This is a genomic window from Candidatus Regiella endosymbiont of Tuberolachnus salignus, assembly GCF_964020115.1.
GTDB lineage: Bacteria > Pseudomonadota > Gammaproteobacteria > Enterobacterales > Enterobacteriaceae > Regiella > Regiella insecticola.
In genome coordinates this window covers 1,657,956-1,672,714 of record NZ_OZ026542.1, presented here as the reverse complement: position 1 = coordinate 1,672,714, position 14,759 = coordinate 1,657,956, and the positions used below count along the sequence as shown (strand labels likewise).

Sequence of the window (14,759 nt, the reverse complement as noted above, 5' to 3'; positions counted from 1 at the left end):
GGGTATACTCTCTTATTTGGCTCCTTCTTTAAACAATTAATGATGATTAATTTTATGGCTAATAAATATCATAGTTTTGTTATGCTAAAAATCGAGCGGTGAGCTCTGCTCGCCGCTAAAGATAACTGATGGTCAGTTTGACCGGAAAAATATTTCAGTAAAATAGTTAACATTGCGCCGTAAATCGGTAAGAAGAAAAATAAGCAGACGAATAATTTGAAACTATAATCCACAAGCGCTATTTCAATCCAATGCGTCGCCATGAAGAGATCGCTACTCTTATAAAAAGCAATAAAGAAAAAGGTAAAAGTATCACTAATATTGCCAAAGAACATTGCTGCTGTTGGTGCAATCCACCAGGTACGATACTGACGTAGACGGTTAAATACCTGAACATCGAGGAACTGTCCTAAAATATAGGCCATAAAACTGGCGATAGCGATACGAGCGGCGATAAGATTAAAGTTATTGAGTGCGAATAATCCTTGCCAGTTTCCTTGATAGAATAAAACCGCCAGCATATATGAAATCAACAGGGCGGGCAGCATGGCTAATAAAATGATCTTCCGCGCTAATCGAGCGCCAAAAATGCGTACGGTTAAATCAGTGGCTAAGAAAATAAACGGGAAAGTAAATGCGCCCCAAGTGGTGTGAAAACCGAAAATGGAAAGCGGCAATTGCACGAGATAATTACTGGAAGTAATGATGACAATATGGAATAGTACCAGCCACAGTAAAGCCGACATTTGTTGTTGGTAAGTTAATGAATACATATAATGCGCCTTTATAATACAGAGAACAAATATGAAAGCCCCTTCTGCTGATCCTGACATAACCATCAATGTTTCGGGTATGCGTTGTCCAGAACCCGTCATGATGGTACGTAAGGCGGTGCGTCATATGGATAAGGGACAAACGTTATTGGTTATTGCCGATGATCCTACCACGACCCGTGATATTCCTGCTTTTTGCCGTTTTATGGATCATCAATTATTAGCACAGAATATTAAACAGACACCATATCAGTATTTAATTCGCAAGGGGATGGATATCGATTAACGGGTTCTGTTAGAGCTTGTTCCAAATCTTCTTGAGCGACGCTCATTTTTGACGAAGTATCAGCGAGCACAAGAGATTTCGAATAGGCTCTTAGCAGATCATTTCATATTCAGTCATCTTATACACCCTCAATTTCATAAAAAATTAGTCAATATTAATGAGAAAAATAGAGAATTTTCACCTGTTAGTGATACTAATTATGCTCATTGCGGTAGGGCAGATGGCGCAGACTATTTATGTTCCGGTGATCGCAGAGATTGCTCATGACTTTGCTGTGCCTACGGGTAGTGTACAACGAGTCATGTCTGCCTATCTGCTCACTTATGGTGGTTCTCAATTGATTTATGGTCCTTTATCTGATCGGATTGGGCGTCGGCCGGTCATCTTGACCGGGTTGCTCATTTTTATTTTTGGCGCATTAGGTGCTCTGTTGGCCGATAGCCTGACCCTGTTGGTGTTAGCGAGTGCGTTACAAGGAACGGGAACCGGCGTGGTTGGGGTAATGGCGCGTACCATGCCACGTGATCTGTATTCTGGTACGGCATTGCGTTATGCAAATAGTTTACTGAATATGGGAATTTTGGTTAGCCCGCTACTCGCTCCATTGATAGGTGGTATGCTTGGCAGCTATTTTGGATGGCGTGCTTGCCATGCTTTTTTACTGCTGCTCTGTAGTCTCGTTACCTATTGTATATTTCGCTATTTACCAGAAACTCGCCCAGAGCAAACCGAATCACAACCTATGTTCGCGAGTTTTTATCACTTGTTATCCAATACGTTATTTAGCCGTTATCTCATTATGTTGATTGGTGCATTAGCAGGCATCGCCGTTTTTGAAGCCAGTGTCGGTGTATTAATGCGGGACGTATTAAAATTAAACAGTCTCACTGTAAGTATCCTATTTATTTTACCTATCCCTGCCGCGTTTTTAGGTGCATGGTATGCCGGACGTGATAATCAACCTTTTTATAACTTGATGTGGTATGCGGTGATGAGTTGTTTACTCGCTGGGTTGATGATGTGGATCCCGAGTTGGTTTGGTTTTATGAATGTTTGGACACTCTTACTGCCTGCTGCCTTGTTCTTTTTTGGTGCTGGCATGTTGTTTCCACTGGCGACGACTGGGGCGATGGAGCCTTTTCCATACTTGGCTGGTGCCAGCGGGGCTTTGGTTGGCGGATTACAAAATATGGGATCAGGGTTAGCCACTGGATTATCAGCAATATTGCCACAGACTGGGCAATTTAGTCTTGGATTATTAATGTTCACTATGGCAATACTGATCTTTTTGTGTTGGTGGTCTTTGTCTAAGAGCCTGTTTAAAATCTCTAATTGAAAGTCGCTCAAGAAGATTTGGAACAGGCTCTAAAGGCATTAAAGCGTAACATCATTCATGGAATTAAAAGCTAGTCGTGTTCCTCCCACGCCTGTGCGCGTGCAACTGCTTTTTTCCAGCCGTCGTAAAGACGATCACGTTCTGTTTGCTCCATACAGGGTATAAATGTTTTTGGCGGGGTAGCATTTTCAGTTGTTGTATCCTTTCCTTTTAAATCTTTTACATCCTTCCAGAATCCAGTCGCTAGGCCAGCTAGAAAAGCGGCACCCAAGGCGGAGCTTTCATTTATCGTTGGGCGTTGAACGTTAATATTTAAAATATTAGCCTGGAACTGCATTAAAAAATTATTGGTTACGGCGCCTCCATCCACCCGCAGTGATTCTAAGGGGATCCCAGAATCATTTTGCATAGCTTCTAAAATATCACGTGTTTGATAAGCAATCGCTTCCAACGATGCACGGGTGATATGATTTCTGTTAATTTCACGGGTAATACCGAAAATTGCGCCACGAGCATAGGGATCCCAATAAGGGGCTCCTAAGCCAGTGAACGCCGGAACCACATAAACTCCCTTGCTATCACTGATTTTACTGGTTAAGTATTCTGAGTCAGAGGAATCACTAAAAAATCTCAGTTCATCACGGAGCCATTGAATACATGCGCCACCAATAAATACTGAGCCTTCGAGCGCATAATTTACTTCTCCTTTAGGACTACAGGCGATGGTAGTGAGCAAATTGTGTTTGGATTCTATTGCTTTGTCACCGGTGTGCATGAGTAAAAAACAGCCTGTCCCGTAGGTATTTTTTGCCATTCCTGATTTTACACAGTGTTGCCCGAAGAGTGCTGCTTGCTGATCGCCAGCGATCCCGGCGATAGAAATGCGTATTTTGCCTTCGCCGCCGATATTGGTTTTACCATAGATTTGAGAAGAAGATTTTACTTCAGGTAGCATTGTTTCGGGGACATCAAATATTTTTAGTAATTCAGGATCCCATGCTTTTTTATGGATATCGAACAACATAGTACGTGAGGCATTGGTATAATCGGTGACGTGGACTTGGCGATTGGTCATTTTCCAAATCAGCCAAGTGTCAACGGTGCCAAATAATAATTCACCTTTTTTAGCGCGTTCGCGCGCCCCGTCCACATTATCAAGTATCCATTGTAGTTTAGTGCCAGAGAAATAGGGATCGACCATTAGCCCTGTTTTTTGACGGATAAATTCTTCTTTCCCGTCTTTTTTTATTTTTTCACAGCTGTCTGCTGTACGGCGACATTGCCACACAATTGCATTGTAAATGGGTCTTCCGGTGTTTTTATCCCAAACAATAGTGGTTTCCCGCTGATTGGTAATGCCAATGCCAGCGACGTCATTATAATTGATATCAGCTTTCGCCAACACTTCGATTAAGGTAGAACTTTGTGCTGCCCAAATATCCATTGGATCATGTTCGACCCAGCCTGGTTTTGGATAAATCTGCTTAATAGCATGTTGGGCAATGGCGATAATATTAGCGTGCTTATCTAGCACTATCGCTCTTGAACTGGTCGTGCCCTGATCCAGAGCGACAATGTATTTTTTTTCACTGGCTGTTGTTGTGGTCATAATCATCCCCTACCTATTGGTTATTACGTTTTTTTGATATGAAAAATATCAGCCATACGGCGACCAATTAACATACGATAGCCAAATGCGCCTAATAGAGCACCTAAGATAGGAGCAAAAATAGGAATAATGAAATAGGGGATATCATGTCCACCGGTAAAGGCGATAGTTCCCCATCCCGCCAGATAAGCAAAAACTTTAGCACCAAAATCTCGGGCAGGATTTAAAGCAAAACCGGTAAGCGGTCCAATAGATGCACCAATGACTGCAATCAAAATACCAATGAGTAATGGCGCGAGTGGCCCGCGAGGAATACCGTGACCATCATCGGTCAACGCTAAGATTAAACACATCAAAATAGCGGTAATCACGGTTTCTACGATAAAAGCTTGGTAAACAGAGATATGCTGATGAGGATAGGTAGAGAAGACACCCGCTAACTCGAGGCTGTTTGCAGCTCCTCGTGTCATATGATGGTTTTGTTCAAAATCGATAAATAAATTGTGATATAAGCCATAAATTAAAGCTGCCCCACAAAATGCGCCGAGTATTTGTGCCAAAATATAGGGAATGACTTTGCGGATATTAAAAGAAGAAAATAACCAAAATGTGATAGTCACTGCGGGATTGAGGTGTGCGCCAGAAATAGCTGCGGTTAAATAGACCGCCATAGCAACCCCCATGCCCCAGATAAGACTTATTTCCCACTGACCGAAGCCAGCTCCAGTTAATTTCAACGCCGCGACACAGCCAACGCCAAAAAACATGAGTAAACCGGTGCCAATAAATTCAGCAATACATTTATCTTTCAAAGTGTAATGATTTAGCGGTGGTTTTTTTTGGGGCGGGTGAGTGTTTTTTTCCATTGTAATATCCCAGCAATCCTAATGATAGAATGTAAATTATAGTGAATGAGTGTAACAATGAGACATTACTAAAATCAGCTAACTGTTCTTATCGTATTGTTGTCCTTTAAAGGTTAATGATTTTAATGTCGTATTTTTTCAGCGCGAATATACCCTAATCAGTTTAATTTGATTCAAGGCGGAGGAGCGCAGACAGTACAAATAGTACGGCAAGCGACGATAACACAGAATCAAATTAAACTGATTTGGCTATATTGTCAACGCTACTTTAGATTGACCACTTTTTGCTACTTTAAAATGTCCAGTTTTTGCTAATTTTCCTGTTGGGTTTCTATTCCAGGCGCCTGGATAATATCAGTCGTTTTTATAGGCAACATGCCTGCTTTGCGTTTATTTTTGAGTCGATAGCTTTCTCCTTTAATATTCAATGTGGTTGAATGATGTAAAAGCCTGTCTAAAATCGCAGTTGCTAAAATGTGATCACCGAATACGTCCCCCCAATCAGTAAAACTTTTATTTGATGTGAGAATGATGCTCGCCTTTTCATAACGACGGCTCAATAACCTGAAAAATAGGCTAGCTTCTTCGCGATTCATCGGTAAATACCCGATTTCATCCAGTATTAATACCCTGGCATAGCACAGTTGCTGAAGTTGGCGTTCCAGACGGTTTTCTTGCTTTGCCTTCATTAAGGTACAGCAGAGTCTATCCAGAGGCATAAACAATACCCGATGCCCAGCTGTAGCTGCCTTGACAGCCAGCGCTATCGCCAAATGCGTTTTCCCTACCCCAGGTGGGCCTAACAAAATGACGTTTTCATGATGTTCGACAAACCTCAGCCCCGCCAGCTCGCGGATAATTTTCCTGTCTATACTTGGTTGGAAAGTAAAGTCAAATTGCTCCAAGGTTTTTATCCACGGCAAACGTGCTTGTTTTAACCGCGATTCCAAGCCTTTTTGGTGACGCCCGTTCCATTCCTGGGCTAATGCCTGCTGGAGAAATTCACGGTAGTTCAGTGCTTTCTTGGTGGCTTCTTCACATAAACTCTCCAACGCATCGCCCAGGTAATCCATTTTTAACCGTATCAACAAGTTTTCCATTTCCATCAGAGTAGCTCCTCATACACACTGAGCGAACGAGACGCTACTCGATTGACCTGTTGCCAAAGGGCTTGATGATGTTCTGGCACCTTTTGCCAGCCCTGCGTTACCTCCTGCAAGAGATGCGTCGCGAGCAGTTGCTCATCGCCGTAAATACGTAGCGTATTATCTAAACCGATACGAATATTAACCGCACGACCACACCAGAATGAAGGCACGCTATAGCGATTACCTCTGACATCGATATAGCTGTCCCATGCCACTTGTCGTAGGTCGAAGTAGCTGGTATCGAAATCAGTCGCAGGGAGTGGCATCAAGGCTATTTTTTCCTCAGCAAAACGATTTTCCGGTGTCTGCTTGAATTGACGAAGATGACGCTGGTCTGCCACTTTCGCCAGCCACATCGCTAGCAGTTGATTAACATGAGCGAAACTCTCAAACTGACGGTAGCGAGTGAAAAAATTGTGTTTAACATAGCCCACCATCCGTTCGGTTTTGCCTTTCGTTTGCGGTCGATAAGGCTTACAGGCGCGAGGGCTAAACCCATAGTGATTAGCCAGTTGCAGGAAGCCCGCATTGAACTCGATGTGGCCATTTTGTCCATGTTTGATAACAGCGGCTTTTTGGTTATCTACCAAGACATTTTTTACGCTGCCACCGAAGTAATTGAAGCTGCGAACCAGCGATTCATACGTGTGCTCAGCATCTTGCTTAGGGGCAGCAAAGACATGAAAGCGACGCGAAAAACCGAGCGTATTAACGGCAAAATTAACCGTACAGGCAGAGCCTGCCACCTCAACGATGATTTCTCCCCAATCGTGTTGAAGTTGATAACCGGGGAGGGTTTCAAAGCGTACCGTGTTTTTCGAGGCCCTGAGCGGACGTTTGGGATGTATATAACGTCGGAGCATCGCACTCCCACCCCGGTAGCCTTTTTCACGGATTTCCTCAAAAATAACCGCCGCATTCCAAACCTGTTCACTCAACCTTGAATCGATGTAGTCTTTAAAGGGCTCGAGTTTAGCAACCTGTTTTTTACCGCGTTTTGCTGTTGGCGGCGCAGGATAGCTAATGTGCCGTCTCACCGTTTTTTCTGAACACCCTATCTGATGGGCAATATCAACAATAAATGCCCCCTGTTGATGGCGTTGTTTTATCATGTAGTGGTCCTCTCTTCTTAGCATGCTTATTTCCCTCATGGCTTTGTCACCACAAAGGAAACTGCATTCTGGCTTGAGTGGACAAATTAAATTAGCAATTTACGGTCTTTTATCATTAGCGCTGACAATATACCCTTCGCCCTTGAAGTTGCCGCTAGGCGCCCAGGGGATGAGACCGATGAGCGTAGAAATACTACGTGATTCGGCGAGCACCCGCAGACAACAAAGCCGTAACTTGAAAGGCGAAGGGTATAGGTGTTTACCCTGCTAATCGACATACGTAGTCCAGCAAGGATTTTAATAAGGATGATTTTTCTTTGTCGTCTTGATACTGATAGCAAAGTTGGTTTAATTGCAGAATGTACTCTTTGATCTTCTCAGGACTCAGTACCTCTTTCCGGTATTCCAACCAACGTCGTTGTTCAGTGTCATCTAAGGTATTGTGATAATTCCTAGCACGGAAACGAAAAAGTAAAGTTTCCAAGCGTGGATCCTGAAAGCAAAAATTCAGTGCGGGTAAATTTTGTGGAGATGTTTGCTGAATTTTTTTTATCGTGTTGCGATCAGTATCATTAAAAAATCCGCAATAAAGTTGCGCATCGACATTATTAACCTCTGGGCGAGGTGTCTTCTGCTTAAACAATGCGTTCACTTTTTCTTTTATTTGTGGATTTTGGCGGAGTGACTCTAGCTGATTCAAACAGTATTGGAGGTCTATCTTTAACCGCTTTGTTTCTTTTTCTCGCCAAGTATTTATAGGGGCTAATATCGGGCATTTATTAATATGTACTAATTTCAGCGGGATTGTTGTTTGTTGTGGATTTAATGAATCTTTAGGCGTGTAAAGGTGCTCACGCAATGCATTGACATTTAAACTTGATAAAGGTGATATATCCGCCGCTAAGTCACACATAATCACCGTGTTTTTGTTTTCTGGATGCCACGCCAGAGGGGCAACTAAGCTAATATTACTTCGACGAACACCAAACATACCAGAAACATGGACTAAGGGTGTCATGTTTTCAATATCAATCAATGCTTTGATTTTGTGTTTGCTACGATGGTGGTAAAAATACTTAAACAGACGTGGCTGTGCTTGTTTGACTAATTTCGCTAGCTCGATAGTGGCATAGACGTCAGACATCGCATCATGTGCTTTTAAATGCTGTAGGCCGTTAGCTTTAGCTAAGTGCTCTAACTTAAAACTCGGTAATTGATCGGCGTTTTTTGGCCAATTAATACCTTCGGGTCTTAATGCGTAGCAGGCGCGCACCACATCGAGCAAATCCCAGCGTGAATTACCATTTTGCCAATTATAGGCGTAGGGATCATAAAAGTTACGATAGAAAATATTGCGGCTGACTTCATCATCAAAACGAATATTGTTGTAACCGAGAGTACAGGTACCGGCAACACTGAACTGTTGATGAATTTTTTGGCAAAATTCTGCTTCATTCACCCCGTGCTTCAAAGCATATTGAGGGGTAATACCCGTTATCAACACCGCTTCTGGCTGAGGAAGATAGTCATTAGCTGGAGCGCAATAAATTACTAAAGGGTCGTCGATAATATTAAAATCGTCATCAGTACGTACTCCAGCAAATTGTACGGGTCTATCCAGCGCCGGATTTTGGCCAAAGGTTTCGTAATCATGGACGTAAAATGTCGATTTTTTGCATTGCTCTAACATAGTGTTTGCTGGCTCGTCTGGATCTTAATGTTATGATTATACCCTTTGCCTTTGAAGCCGCCGCGGCGTTGGCTGTGGGTGTTCGCCGAATCATGTAATATGTCTACGCTCATCGGTCGGTCGCCCTGTAACTTCAAGAGCTGTGGGTATATTACGTTAACTTTATACTTAAAAATTACTGAATTGAAGCACAGAATTTTAATTAAAAGCCAATGAAAAGGATGGTAACTCACTTGGCAAAAAAATATGAGACGGCTTATGTCAATCAGATTTGATGAGGTGAATACGATTTCATTGCAGGCTCGGAACGCTAAGGTTAATCAGTGCTATCGGCCTACAGTGCTGATTTTTGATTCCGGAGTGGGGGGGGTATCGATATATCAGGAGATCCGGCAATTACTGCCAAATATTCATTATATTTACGCTTTTGATAACCAGGCTTTTCCCTATGGTGAAAAAACAGAAGCTTTCATTGTGGAACGTGTGCTGAAAATTGTCACTAGAGTACAACAACAGCATCCTTTAACGCTGGTGGTTATCGCCTGTAATACGGCGAGTACCGTTTCTTTGCCGACCCTACGTAAACATTTTTTTTTTCCAATTGTCGGCGTCGTGCCTGCTATTAAACCCGCTGTTCAACTCACTCGTAACAAACGTATCGGTTTGCTTGCAACCCGTGCAACGATACATTGTACTTATATCCAAGATCTGATTGAATGCTTTGCCGCCGATTGCCAAATTGAAAGACTGTGGTCCTCTGAGCTAGTTAAATTAGCAGAGAAAAAACTGCACGGCGGATCCGTTTCTGTTGATGCATTAAGAAAAATTCTAACGCCATGGCTGAATATGGACTCTCCTCCCGATACGGTGGTATTGGGTTGTACACATTTTCCTCTGCTAGCAGAAGAGTTGGCAAAAATTTTACCTTATAACACGCAGATGGTGGATTCCGGCGCTGCAATAGCGCATCGGGTTGTTTGGTTGTTGTCACTGCAACAGAAAGCGGTATCTACAACGGCAAAAAATATTGCTTATTGCACGCAAAAAAATGCTAATACAGCTTTGCTGCTTCCTGTGCTACAACAATATGGTTTTTCAACCATGGAAGAGCTACCCTTGACATCCTCCACGCCATAAATGGCGAGGATCCATACCGCGTTCAGACCGAAGCCTGACTCACCTCAGTGGGTTCCTGCTTTATCGAGTGGCCTAACTGCGCCGACTCTCCACAGGCTTAAAATCCCGCATGCTCTGCGGTACTGATTGCCGTCATAGCTATATGGAACCCCTGAAGAACCGATAATGAATGCTATATTTTGAGCTAATAGCGTTACATTTTTCAGTATCAAGGGTCAATTAGGGGCGACAAAACAAAATTTTTCTAGCGAGAAAGAGATTGGTCAAAGCAAATAAGCTGAATAATTGCGCCGTATTTTTAGCTAAGCCTTTGTAACGCACTTTTCTAAAGTTGAACTGGCATTTTAATACACGGAAGGGGTGTTCTACTTTAGCCCGGATTTTCGCGTTGAGACTTTGCTGATGCCGATGTTTTTCCCATACCTGCTGCTCCTGCCCCGGCAAGGGCAATACCCTCCGTCGGGGGATGTGCCAGGTGACCACGCTAACCGGCATCACCATGAACAACCTCTTCTTGGCCGTGAAGAAGGTGATGAACTTGCGTCACATCGGCTACATTCGCCGAGGTTCCCACCAGGGAATGCACCAGCCCCGTCTGTGCATCCACGCCAATATGCGCTTTCATGCCAAAGTAGCACTGATTGCCTTTACGGGTGGCTTTCATGTCTGGCTCACGAGTATTTTGCCGGTTTTGAGTTGAACTGGGTGCATGAATAATCGTAGCATCGACAATGCTACCCCGTTTGATAAATAGCTGAAGCGAAGCTAAATGCGTATTAACTTCTTCAAACAGCGCTTCGCTTAACTGGCATTTGCTTTATCTATTGCAGAAAAAAAAGAAAATCAGCCTTGACTGCGTCTGGATAGACAGCACCACAGTGAGCCTACACCGCCCTGGCTCAGGGAGTTTAAAAAAAAAGGAGCTCAGTCGATAGGGCGCGGTCGCAAAGGAATGAGTACTAAAATTCATGTTGGCCTTTCAGGCGATTATCTCAGGAGTGTTTGTTTATTCTTACGGACAACGTACCGATATGAAAGTTTTTCCTATTTTGTGGGCAAAAGGAGACTGGAGACAGATAAACGATGTTATCGCGGATAAAGGCTACGATTTTTATGATGCCAAAAAGCTTATTCGTGATAGCAGAAAATATCCGGTTATCCCTCGCCGCCAAGGCGCGATTTATCCCGGTATCCCGCCAAAAGATAAAGAAAAATATAAAACACGTAATGCCATTGAACGTTTCTTCGGCAAAATAAAAGAACACAAAAGACTCGCTTTACGCTTTGATAAGCTAGATGTCACCTTCTTTTCTTTTTTCGCCATCGCTTGTCTTAAGGTTTTTAAATTACTTTGTTAACAGTGCCATAGCCAAAGCAGTTTAATTTGATTTAAGTGTTGTCGTCACTTGCCGTACTATTTGTACTGTCTGCGCTCCTCCGCCTTGAATCAAATTAAACTGATTCGGCTATACCCTTCGCCTTTCAAGTTACGGCTTTGTTGTCTGCGGGTGTTCGCCTCATCAGGTAGTCTATCTACGCTCATCGGTCGGTCGCCCTGGCCGCCTTGCCGTAACTCGAAATTCATTAACGGGTTTTCCAACTTTGATTAGTGGTATCCGCTTAACTTAAAAAGGGGACGGCATCGGTTAGCATATGAATGATCTCGAGATTCGCTAACGGAAATTCTGATGCTTGTAATTCATGCTGACACACCCAGCGCATCGGTTGTCCTTCACGACCAAATGGCTTCCCTTGCCATTGTTCTACTAAATAAAAATGTAAGGTTACAATGCGATCAGAAAAACGATGCTCCAACACTTTAAATAAGGACATTTGTTCAATAGTGATCCCTATTTCCTCTAATAATTCGCGTTTTAGCGCAGATTGAGGCGTTTCCCCAGGCTCTATTTTCCCTCCAGGAAACTCCCAAAAGCCTGCCATATGTGAATCAACCGCGCGTTGAGTAATCAGTATTTTGTGTTGTGCATTACGAATAATGCCGACGGAAACTTGTGAAGATTGCAATTTTTTTCTCCAGCAGACCTGTCAGCGCCCACTATAAGCGGCCGTGGCACTGTTTATATTTTTTATTGGAGCCACATGGGCATGGATCATTACGACTCACTTTATTTTCGGTATTAATTGAATTTGGTACTTCTGTGGTTTTTTGTAACAAACTCTTGTCATTTTGAAAATCATTTTTATAGCTGAATTTTTGCTGTATTTCAAAACGGGCTGCTTCTTCACGATGTTGCAATTCTAGCGCTTCAATTTCTTTTGGTTGCTGTACTTGTAATTTGCTTAGTATCGTCATTACTTCATATTTTAGCGATTCCAGCATAGAGGAAAACATCGCAAAAGATTCATGTTTGTATTCTTGTTTTGGATCTTTTTGCGCATAGCCTCGCAGATGAATACCTTGACGGAGATAATCCATCTCCGCTAAATGTTCTTTCCAGAGCGAGTCAAGTGTTTGTAACATGATGCTTTTTTCTATGTCTCGCATCATTTCTTTGCCAATAATGTCTTCTTTGCGCTGATAAGCTTTAATCGCTTGTTGCAGAATATTTTGACGTATTGTTTCTTCATCTAATGGTGCTGTTTTTGCTTGCTTTTCATTTGGTAACCACTGTGAAATCGAAATCTCTAAATCGAAATCATTTTTTAATCTTTGCTCTAACCCTTTAACATCCCACATTTCTTCTAGTGATTGAGGTGGAATAAAGTTATCAATGGTTCGTTTGAATACGTCTTCACGAATGCTGTTAATGGTTTCACTCACGTCTGGAACGTTTAATAATTCGTTACGTTGATTATAAATAGCCCGTCGCTGATCATTAGCAACGTCGTCGTATTCTAGTAATTGTTTACGCATATCAAAATTACGACTTTCTACTTTACGTTGCGCATTAGCGATTGCTTTTGTAACCCACGGATGTTCAATGGCTTCATCGGGTTTCATCCCCAATTTACGCATCATGCCAGATACACGATCAGAGGCAAAAATCCGCATCAAGGAATCTTCCATCGAGAGGTAAAAACGTGATGAGCCCGCATCTCCCTGACGTCCTGCCCGTCCACGCAACTGGTTATCAATGCGTCGCGATTCGTGGCGTTCAGTACCTATAATATGTAAACCACCGGATTTTAATACCGCATCATGACGGATCTGCCAGGCGGTTTTAATGGCGTCAATTTGATCTTGTGACGGATTGTCCAGCAGAGCAATTTCACTTTGCCAACTACCACCCAGTACAATATCCGTTCCTCGTCCGGCCATATTAGTGGCAATAGTGACCGCTCCCGGCCGCCCTGCGTGTGCGATGATTTCAGCTTCTTTGGCATGAAATTTGGCATTCAGTACTTTGTGGTCGATATTTTCTTTTTTTAAACGGTCAGAGATGATTTCAGATTTTTCAATGGAGATGGTGCCTACTAATATTGGTTGCTTATTAGCAGTACGTTCGCGAATATCTTCAATAATTGCGTTTATTTTCTCCTGTTCGGACATATAGATTAAATCAGGCAGATCTTTGCGTACCATGAGTCGGTTAGTCGGTACCACAATGGTATCTAATTTATAAATTGATTGAAATTCAAACGCTTCGGTATCGGCAGTACCTGTCATCCCCGCTAATTTTTCATAAAGCCGAAAATAATTTTGGAAGGTGATAGCCGCCAGTGTTTGATTTTCGTTTTGGATCTCAACCCCTTCTTTGGCCTCAATAGCTTGATGCAATCCATCCGACCAGCGCCGCCCTTGCATAGTACGGCCTGTATGTTCATCAACGATGATCACTTCGCTATTATTCTTAACTATATAATCAACATCACGAACAAATAATACATGAGCCCTTAATGCTGCAGTGACATGATGCATTAGCATGATATTGCTAGAAGAATAAAGAGATTCACCTTCTTGCATGATGTTATCGTCGATTAACATTTGTTCAATTAACATTAATCCCCGTTCCGTTAAATGGACTTGACGTGCTTTTTCATCAACGGAAAAATGTCCTTCGCCTTGGAAGGTTTCGGAATCCTCTTTTTCCTGACGGATAAGTTTTGGGATCAGGGTATTAATTTTAAGATACATATCCGAGCTATCTTCTGCCGGACCGGAGATGATGAGCGGAGTGCGTGCTTCATCAATTAAAATGGAGTCGACCTCATCGATAAGCGCATAATGTAATTCACGTTGTACACGTTCTTCTCGGCTGAAAGCCATATTGTCACGCAGATAGTCGAAACCGTATTCGTTGTTAGTACCATAGGTAATATCTGCCGCGTAGGCTGCGCGTTTAGAGGCCGCGTCCATGCCTGACATGTTAATGCCTACGCTCATTCCAAGAAATTCAAACAAAGGACGATTATTTTCAGCGTCACGTTGTGCCAGATAATCATTGACAGTAACAATATGAACACCCCGACCACTCAGCGCGTTAAGATAAGCGGGAAGAGTTGCGGTTAATGTTTTACCTTCACCTGTTCGCATCTCTGCAATGCAACGTTTGTTGAGTACCATGCCACCAATTAACTGGACATCAAAGTGGCGCATACCAAATACCCTTTTACTCGCTTCACGAACGACGGCAAAGGCTTCACATATTAGATTTTCTAATGTTTCATTTTGTGCTAACTGATCACGAAATTTATCGGTCTTAGCACGTAATTGACTGTCTGATAATTTTTCAATTTCTGACTCCATTTGATTGATCAAAAATACTTTTTTGCGCATATGGCTTAAAGTACGATCATTACGGCAGCCAAATATTTTAGTGAGTAATTTAGTGAGCATAATT

The 14,759-nt window shown here is 42.6% G+C and carries 14 protein-coding genes and 2 pseudogenes; 5 read left to right on the top strand and 11 right to left on the bottom strand.

Translation table 11 applies throughout. The annotated features are described in order from the left end of the window. Nucleotides 1–68 precede the first annotated feature (68 nt). Complete coding sequence (locus AACL30_RS08650) at nucleotides 69–773, bottom strand: 7-cyano-7-deazaguanine/7-aminomethyl-7-deazaguanine transporter (protein WP_339056349.1); 705 nt, start codon at nucleotides 771–773, stop codon at nucleotides 69–71. Between the two features lie 31 nt (nucleotides 774–804). On the opposite strand from AACL30_RS08650, the gene tusA reads away from it, so the two are divergent. Together tusA and emrD are read left to right on the top strand one after the other, a co-directional pair. Continuing rightward, nucleotides 805–1,059, top strand: a complete 255-nt coding sequence (gene tusA / locus AACL30_RS08645; protein ID WP_339056348.1) for a sulfurtransferase TusA — start codon at nucleotides 805–807, stop codon at nucleotides 1,057–1,059. 157 nt (nucleotides 1,060–1,216) lie between these two features. After that, nucleotides 1,217–2,395, top strand: coding sequence for a multidrug efflux MFS transporter EmrD (gene emrD / locus AACL30_RS08640; RefSeq protein ID WP_339056347.1), 1,179 nt, complete (start codon nucleotides 1,217–1,219; stop codon nucleotides 2,393–2,395). A 70-nt stretch (nucleotides 2,396–2,465) separates the two neighbouring features. On the opposite strand, the gene glpK is transcribed toward emrD, so the two are convergent. The 4 genes and pseudogenes from glpK to istA all read right to left on the bottom strand — a co-directional run bounded on the left by glpK (nucleotide 2,466) and on the right by istA (nucleotide 7,154). Next, nucleotides 2,466–4,004 carry a glycerol kinase GlpK gene (gene glpK / locus AACL30_RS08635; protein WP_339056346.1) on the bottom strand — a complete coding sequence of 513 codons (1,539 nt, stop codon included), beginning with the start codon at nucleotides 4,002–4,004 and terminating at the stop codon, nucleotides 2,466–2,468. Nucleotides 4,005–4,057: 53 nt separating this feature from the next. Beyond that, nucleotides 4,058–4,870, bottom strand: a pseudogene (locus AACL30_RS08630) (MIP/aquaporin family protein); the annotation flags it as partial. Nucleotides 4,871–5,181: 311 nt separating this feature from the next. Next, on the bottom strand, nucleotides 5,182–5,979 hold the full coding sequence (gene istB / locus AACL30_RS08625; protein WP_339058365.1) for an IS21-like element helper ATPase IstB: 798 nt from the start codon (nucleotides 5,977–5,979) through the stop codon (nucleotides 5,182–5,184). Then, on the bottom strand, nucleotides 5,976–7,154 hold the full coding sequence (istA, locus tag AACL30_RS08620; protein WP_339056344.1) for an IS21 family transposase: 1,179 nt from the start codon (nucleotides 7,152–7,154) through the stop codon (nucleotides 5,976–5,978). The genes istB and istA overlap by 4 nt, the downstream gene beginning before the upstream one ends. On the opposite strand from istA, the gene AACL30_RS08615 reads away from it, so the two are divergent. Further along, nucleotides 7,153–7,401 (top strand): hypothetical protein, encoded by a 249-nt coding sequence (locus AACL30_RS08615; RefSeq protein ID WP_339056343.1) that lies wholly within the window; start codon nucleotides 7,153–7,155, stop codon nucleotides 7,399–7,401. The genes istA and AACL30_RS08615 overlap by 2 nt on opposite strands. On the opposite strand, the gene sbcB is transcribed toward AACL30_RS08615, so the two are convergent. After that, on the bottom strand, nucleotides 7,390–8,820 hold the full coding sequence (gene sbcB / locus AACL30_RS08610) for an exodeoxyribonuclease I (protein ID WP_339056342.1): 1,431 nt from the start codon (nucleotides 8,818–8,820) through the stop codon (nucleotides 7,390–7,392). The genes AACL30_RS08615 and sbcB overlap by 12 nt on opposite strands. A gap of 258 nt (nucleotides 8,821–9,078) precedes the next feature. Here sbcB and murI point away from each other — a divergent pair, with 258 nt between their 5' ends. Beyond that, entirely contained in the window at nucleotides 9,079–9,957 is an 879-nt protein-coding gene (gene murI / locus AACL30_RS08605; protein WP_339056341.1) for a glutamate racemase, read from the top strand. 219 nt (nucleotides 9,958–10,176) lie between these two features. Here murI and AACL30_RS08600 read toward each other — a convergent pair whose 3' ends face one another. Next, nucleotides 10,177–10,452 carry a transposase gene (locus tag AACL30_RS08600; RefSeq protein WP_422389599.1) on the bottom strand — a complete coding sequence of 92 codons (276 nt, stop codon included), beginning with the start codon at nucleotides 10,450–10,452 and terminating at the stop codon, nucleotides 10,177–10,179. After that, a pseudogene (locus AACL30_RS08595) lies at nucleotides 10,445–10,696 on the bottom strand (transposase); the annotation flags it as partial. The gene AACL30_RS08600 and the pseudogene AACL30_RS08595, both read right to left, overlap by 8 nt. Before the next feature lie 229 nt (nucleotides 10,697–10,925). Between AACL30_RS08595 and AACL30_RS08590 the strand changes: the two are divergent. After that, nucleotides 10,926–11,315 (top strand): transposase, encoded by a 390-nt coding sequence (locus tag AACL30_RS08590; RefSeq protein WP_339056339.1) that lies wholly within the window; start codon nucleotides 10,926–10,928, stop codon nucleotides 11,313–11,315. An 89-nt stretch (nucleotides 11,316–11,404) separates the two neighbouring features. Here AACL30_RS08590 and AACL30_RS08585 read toward each other — a convergent pair whose 3' ends face one another. Genes AACL30_RS08585 through secA form a run of 3 tightly spaced genes read right to left on the bottom strand, consistent with a single transcriptional unit; the run spans nucleotide 11,405 to nucleotide 14,755 of the window. Beyond that, a complete protein-coding gene (locus AACL30_RS08585; protein WP_339056338.1) occupies nucleotides 11,405–11,542 on the bottom strand; it encodes a hypothetical protein in 138 nt (45 codons plus the stop codon). Nucleotides 11,543–11,577: 35 nt separating this feature from the next. After that, complete coding sequence (gene mutT / locus AACL30_RS08580) at nucleotides 11,578–11,982, bottom strand: 8-oxo-dGTP diphosphatase MutT (protein ID WP_339056337.1); 405 nt, start codon at nucleotides 11,980–11,982, stop codon at nucleotides 11,578–11,580. A gap of 31 nt (nucleotides 11,983–12,013) precedes the next feature. After that, entirely contained in the window at nucleotides 12,014–14,755 is a 2,742-nt protein-coding gene (secA, locus tag AACL30_RS08575; RefSeq protein WP_339056336.1) for a preprotein translocase subunit SecA, read from the bottom strand. Nucleotides 14,756–14,759 lie beyond the last annotated feature (4 nt).

Excerpts from the sequence above, each read along its gene's own strand:
- AACL30_RS08650 (WP_339056349.1), bottom strand. The coding sequence starts at position 773 with ATGTATTCATTAACTTACCAACAACAAATGTCGGCTTTACTGTGGCTG.
- tusA (WP_339056348.1), top strand. The coding sequence starts at position 805 with ATGAAAGCCCCTTCTGCTGATCCTGACATAACCATCAATGTTTCGGGT.
- emrD (WP_339056347.1), top strand. The coding sequence starts at position 1,217 with ATGAGAAAAATAGAGAATTTTCACCTGTTAGTGATACTAATTATGCTC.
- glpK (WP_339056346.1), bottom strand. The coding sequence starts at position 4,004 with ATGACCACAACAACAGCCAGTGAAAAAAAATACATTGTCGCTCTGGAT.
- AACL30_RS08615 (WP_339056343.1), top strand. The coding sequence starts at position 7,153 with ATGCTTATTTCCCTCATGGCTTTGTCACCACAAAGGAAACTGCATTCT.
- istA (WP_339056344.1), bottom strand. The coding sequence starts at position 7,154 with ATGCTAAGAAGAGAGGACCACTACATGATAAAACAACGCCATCAACAG.
- sbcB (WP_339056342.1), bottom strand. The coding sequence starts at position 8,820 with ATGTTAGAGCAATGCAAAAAATCGACATTTTACGTCCATGATTACGAA.
- murI (WP_339056341.1), top strand. The coding sequence starts at position 9,079 with ATGTCAATCAGATTTGATGAGGTGAATACGATTTCATTGCAGGCTCGG.
- AACL30_RS08600 (WP_422389599.1), bottom strand. The coding sequence starts at position 10,452 with ATGCCGGTTAGCGTGGTCACCTGGCACATCCCCCGACGGAGGGTATTG.
- AACL30_RS08590 (WP_339056339.1), top strand. The coding sequence starts at position 10,926 with ATGTTGGCCTTTCAGGCGATTATCTCAGGAGTGTTTGTTTATTCTTAC.
- AACL30_RS08585 (WP_339056338.1), bottom strand. The coding sequence starts at position 11,542 with ATGAATTTCGAGTTACGGCAAGGCGGCCAGGGCGACCGACCGATGAGC.
- secA (WP_339056336.1), bottom strand. The coding sequence starts at position 14,755 with ATGCTCACTAAATTACTCACTAAAATATTTGGCTGCCGTAATGATCGT.